The 4,793-nt window shown below is 73.6% G+C and carries 5 protein-coding genes and 1 pseudogene; 2 read left to right on the top strand and 4 right to left on the bottom strand.

From position 1 onward, the window contains the following. Positions 1 to 402 (top strand): annotated as a pseudogene (locus ACTIR_RS0108820) (shikimate dehydrogenase); the annotation flags it as partial. Positions 403 to 417: 15 nt separating this feature from the next. Here the strand turns inward: ACTIR_RS0108820 and ACTIR_RS0108815 are convergent. Together ACTIR_RS0108815 and ACTIR_RS22455 are read right to left on the bottom strand one after the other, a co-directional pair. Next, a complete protein-coding gene (locus tag ACTIR_RS0108815) occupies positions 418 to 1,173 on the bottom strand; it encodes an IclR family transcriptional regulator domain-containing protein (RefSeq protein WP_026453984.1) in 756 nt (251 codons plus the stop codon). A 73-nt stretch (positions 1,174 to 1,246) separates the two neighbouring features. Further along, the gene (locus ACTIR_RS22455) at positions 1,247 to 2,149 is read right to left on the bottom strand and encodes a glycine/sarcosine N-methyltransferase (RefSeq protein WP_084789376.1); all 903 of its coding nucleotides are present in this window, start codon (positions 2,147 to 2,149) and stop codon (positions 1,247 to 1,249) included. 332 nt (positions 2,150 to 2,481) lie between these two features. Here ACTIR_RS22455 and ACTIR_RS0108805 point away from each other — a divergent pair, with 332 nt between their 5' ends. Then, the gene (locus ACTIR_RS0108805; RefSeq protein WP_026453983.1) at positions 2,482 to 3,429 is read left to right on the top strand and encodes a D-2-hydroxyacid dehydrogenase family protein; all 948 of its coding nucleotides are present in this window, start codon (positions 2,482 to 2,484) and stop codon (positions 3,427 to 3,429) included. Between the two features lie 188 nt (positions 3,430 to 3,617). Here ACTIR_RS0108805 and ACTIR_RS0108800 read toward each other — a convergent pair whose 3' ends face one another. After that, complete coding sequence (locus tag ACTIR_RS0108800; protein ID WP_026453982.1) at positions 3,618 to 4,430, bottom strand: serine hydrolase domain-containing protein; 813 nt, start codon at positions 4,428 to 4,430, stop codon at positions 3,618 to 3,620. A 55-nt stretch (positions 4,431 to 4,485) separates the two neighbouring features. After that, positions 4,486 to 4,793 (bottom strand): dienelactone hydrolase family protein (locus tag ACTIR_RS22450; protein WP_459166182.1); only part of this gene is annotated, 308 nt, incomplete at its 5' end.

Raw genomic sequence — 4,793 nt, 5'->3', positions numbered from 1 at the left:
CTCGTCGTGCGCGAACCGGCGCGGGCGGCGGACACCGGGGCGGCGGCACGGCGGGCGGGACTGGCCGTGTCGGTGCACCGGTGGGCCGACACCGACTTCCCCACGGTCGTCGCGGACGCCTCCGTCCTGATCAGCACGGTCCCTTCGGACGCGGTGGCCGATCAGGTGCGCACCCTGGCCGCGGTCCCGGCGGTTCTGGACGTCATCTACGACCCGTGGCCGACCCCGCTGGCGCGGGAGGTCACCGAGGCGGGCGGCCGCCCGGCCACCGGTCTGGACATGCTGCTGCACCAGGCGTTCGGTCAGGTGGAGCAGTTCACCGGGCTGCCCGCGCCCCGGGAGGCGATGCGCGACGCGCTGGGCGAGGCGACGGGGCACCGGCTCCCGCTCGCCCCGGACTGAGTCCTCCGGCCCGGGTCAGCCGTCCCCCGTCCGCAGGCGGAGATCGGCCTCGATCCGGGAGACCGTGGTCAGCAGCAGGGGGATCACGTCCCGGTGGAGCTCGTCCGCGGACCTGCCGCGGGCGTCCAGCGCGATGTTCGCCGCCGCGGCGACCGCACCGTCGCGGTCGCGGACCGGTGCGGCGACGCCGAGCAGCCCCTCCTCCAACTCCCCCTCGCTGACGGCGAAGCCCCGTCGTCGGACGGTGGCGATCTCGGCGAGGAACTCACGTCGCCCGGTGAGCGTGTGCGGGGTCACCGGATCGAGGGTCCCGGCGCCCAGCCAGATCTCCAGATCCTCGGGCGGGATCCCGGCCAACAGGGCCTTGCCGAGGGAGACCGTGTGCGCGGGGAACCGCGTCCCGACCGGGATCGTGACCGACAGCAGCTTCGGCCCGGGCGCCTGCGCCACGTACCGTACGTCCGGACCCTCGAGGACACCGAGAGCGGTCATCTCCCGCACGGTGTCGCTGAGTCGGTCGAGATGCGGTTGCGCGATCTGCGGCAGGGAGCGGCCCGAGAGGTAGGCGTGGCCGAACTCGAGTACCTGCGGGGTCAGCGAGTACTCGCGGCCGTCGTGCCGGACATAGCCGAGTTCGACCAGGGCGAGCAGGATCCGCCGGGTGCCGGCCCGGTCGAGTCCACAGGCGGTCGCCACCTCGGTCAGCGTGCGTGTCGGGTGCCGCGCGGTGAAGGCACGCAACACCGCCACCGTCCGCTCCACCGACCGCACGCGTCACTCCCCACGTCGCCGGGCGGACCGGCCACCGTGTCGCCGGTGGCCGGTCCGGAGGTCCCCGTCAATCCTAGGTAGCCGCCTGCCCTCGCGGCGCGCGGCCACCCCGGGCCTCACGCCGCGCGGTCTCGCGACCGGTGCCGTCCGGCTCCGCCGCGTAGCGCTTTCCGGCGACGTGGATGAAGTAGTCCGGCTCGTCACCGGCCTGCTCGGTGCGGAAGTCGCCGTAGGTCTCGATCCGGCCGAACCCGGCCTCCCGGAGCAGCGCCCGCAGGTGATCCCGGCGCAGCGGGCACATGTTCAGGTGGTACTCGCCGCCGTCGGCGAAGGTGTAGCGGTATCGCGCCAGACCCTCGTCGACGTGTTCCGGGGCGGCGGTGACCTCGGTGCCGCAGTAATAGTAGGTGCGGTTCCCGCCCGCCCGGCCGTCCAGGATCGCGTCGTAGTTGCGCTGGTCGATGATCAGCACGCCGTCGTGGTCGAGCTTGGCGTAGAACTCCGCGAGTGTTCTGCGGCGGTCGTGTTCGGAGAACAGGTGGGTGAACGAGTTGCCGAGGCACACGAGCGCGTCGTACACCCCCGGGACGTCCCGGCCGAGCGTGCGCCAGTCGGCGTTGACCGCGTGCAGCACCTGTCCGCGGGTCAGCCCGTTGGTGAACGCCCGGGCCAGCATCTGCGGGCTGCCGTCCGCGCTCACGGTGTCGAAACCGGCCTCGCGGAGGCGCACCGAGTGGAAACCCGTGCCCGCCGCCGCGTCGAGGACCGTGCGCGCGCCGCGCCCGCGCAGCTGGTCGAGGAAGAAGGTCCCCTCGGCCTCGGCGCGACGGTCCCAGTCGATCAGGTCGTCCCACTTCTCGACCAGGCCGCCCACGTACTCCCGGGTGTAGTGGTCGGTCTCGCGGACCGCGAGCGGGTTGTCGCCGAACGTCTGTCGCGTGCTCGTCAGGTCCGGACGTGCCGACACCGTCTCCATTGGTCACTCCTCCGTCGTGTCGCATGAGTCGTTCCCGGCCCCGTGGGGGCCGTGAGGAACGGTCGGTGAGCACACGGGGCGGGGCAACCCGCACCCACCCGTCCCCGACGGGACGGCAGTGGTCCGTGTCGGTGGCACACCGGCGGAGGGAGCCGCCGTGAACTGCGGTTCTCCACCGGTGCGCCTTCCCGCGGGAGTGGGGCAGGCGCACCGGATCCGGATCGGTGGGGGTGTCACCGGGCGAACAGGGTGTCGCCGGGCGAACGTCCGGGCGGTCCCGTCCCCGGCGTGGGCCTCGGTCCCGGGGGTCGTCGATGGGCTAGCGTGGCCGCATGCGGATCGCGATCCTCGACGACTACCAGGACGTGGCACGGGAGCTGGCCGACTGGGACTCGCTGGGGGCGGAGGAGGTGGCGGTGTTCACCGACCACGTCGCCGACCCCGACGCGCTGGTGCGGCGACTGGCCGGGTTCGACGTCGTGGTGGCGATGCGCGAGCGCACCCCGTTCGACGCGGCGCTGCTGGCGCGACTGCCGGACCTGCGGCTGCTGGTCACCACCGGCGCGCGGAACGCCGCGATCGACGTGGCCGCCGCCGCGCGGCACGGGATCGTGGTGTGCGGCACGGGCTACCTGCCGCATCCCACGGTGGAACTGACCTGGGCGTTGATCCTCGCCGCGCAGCGGCACCTGCCCACCGAGGTGGCCGCGATGCGTGCGGGCGGCTGGCAGAGCACGCTCGGCACGGGCCTGCGCGGCGGCACCCTCGGGCTGCTGGGGCTGGGCAGGCTCGGCTCCCGGGTCGCGCGGGTCGGTCAGGCGTTCGGTATGCGCACGATCGCGTGGAGCCGGAACCTGACGGCGGAGCGGGCGGCCGAACACGACGTCACCGCCGTGTCCCGGAAGACCCTGCTGGCCGAGGCCGACGTGCTGTCGGTGCATCTGGTGCTCAGCGAGCGGACCCGGGGCCTGATCGGGGCGGCGGAACTGGCGGCGATGAAGGACACCGCGCTGCTGGTGAACACCTCCCGCGGGGCCATCGTGGACGAGGACGCGCTGGTCGCCGCCCTGCGGCGGGGCGAGATCGGCGGCGCCGCGCTCGACGTCTACGACCACGAGCCGCTGCCCGCCGACCACCCGCTGCGCTCGCTGCCGAACGCGCTGCTCACCCCGCACATCGGGTTCGTCACCCGGGACGTCTATGAGGTGTTCTACCGCGACGCGGTCGAGGACATCGCCGCCTTCCGGGCCGGCACCCCCACCCGCGTCCTCACCCCCTGACCGCGAGTCGCCACTCCAGCCCCGCGAGTCGCCACTCCAGCCCCGCGAGTCGACGCCCCAGGCCCGCGAGTCGACACTTCGGTCCCGCGAGTCGACGCCCCAGGCCCGCGAGTCGACGCTCCAGGCCCGGCCAGCCGACACAGGTCGGGGTGCGGGCGGTGCCGGGCGCCACCCCGCGGGTGGTGCGGTCAGGCGAGTTCGGCGAGGACGGCGTCGGAGAACTCGGGCCACGCCTCGGCCGCCCAGGGGCCGAAGTCCCGGTCGGTGAGGGCCACACAGGCCAGTTCCGCGTCCGGGTCGACCCAGAGGAACGTCCCGGACTGTCCGAAGTGCCCGAACGTGCGCGGCGAGGCACGCTTGCCGGTCCAGTGCGGGTCCTTGCCGTCCCGGATCTCGAAGCCGAGTCCCCAGTCGTTCGGCTTCTGGTGTCCGAAACCGGGCAGCACCCCGTTGAGGCCGGCGAAGGCCACCCGGGTCGCGAGGTCGAGGGTGGACCGGTCGATCAGCGCGGGTTCCTGCAATTCACGGGCGAACACGAGCAGATCGTCCAGGGTGGACGACGCGCCCGCACCCGGGGATCCCTCCAGCCGGGTGTCGACCATCCCGAGCGGCTGGAACAGCGCCTCCTTCTGGTACTCGTCGAAGGCGATGCCGGTGTGCTCGGCCACGGCCGCGGCGAGCTGCTCGAACCCGGCGCTGGAGTACAACCTGCGCTCGCCGGGTGCCGCGTACACCGTGTGGTCGTTGAAGCCGAGCCCGGCCGTGTGCGCGAGCAGGTGCCGGACGGTGGCGCCCTCGGGCCCCGCGGGTGTGTCGAGTTCCAGCGCACCCTCCTCGACCGCGATCAGGGTGGTGTGCGCGGTGAGCAGCTTCGTCACCGAGGCGAGGGGGAAGACGCGCGTGCGGTCGCCGTGGGCGAACGGCACCGTCCCGTCGGGCCGGACCACCGCGACGGCGGCGTGGGGCACGGGCCACTGTTCGACCAAACGCAGGGTGTCCATGTGTCCCCACCCTAACGGGCGGTCCGCCACCGGAACGGACGCGTGCGCGCGGGATTCAACCCCCCGGACCGAGGTGGCCGGTGAACCACCCGGTCGCCAGCCGGGAGACCTGTTCCAGGGCCCCCGGCTCCTCGAACAGGTGGGTGGCTCCCGGCACCACCCGGATCTCGTACTCGGTGTCCAGGCTCTCCGCGGCCCGTTCGTTGAGCCGCAGGACCTGCTCGTCCCGGCCCCCGACGATCAGCAGGGTCGGGCTGCGGACCTCCGACAGCGCCGGACCCGCCAGATCGGGCCTGCCGCCCCGGGACACCACCGCCCCCACCCGTCCCGGTCTGCGGGCCGCGGCGACCAGCGCGGCGGCGG

The organism is Saccharomonospora iraqiensis subsp. iraqiensis (assembly GCF_000430445.1).
Classification (GTDB): Bacteria; Actinomycetota; Actinomycetes; order Mycobacteriales; family Pseudonocardiaceae; genus Saccharomonospora; species Saccharomonospora iraqiensis.
This window is presented reverse-complemented; position numbering and strand designations above follow the sequence as displayed.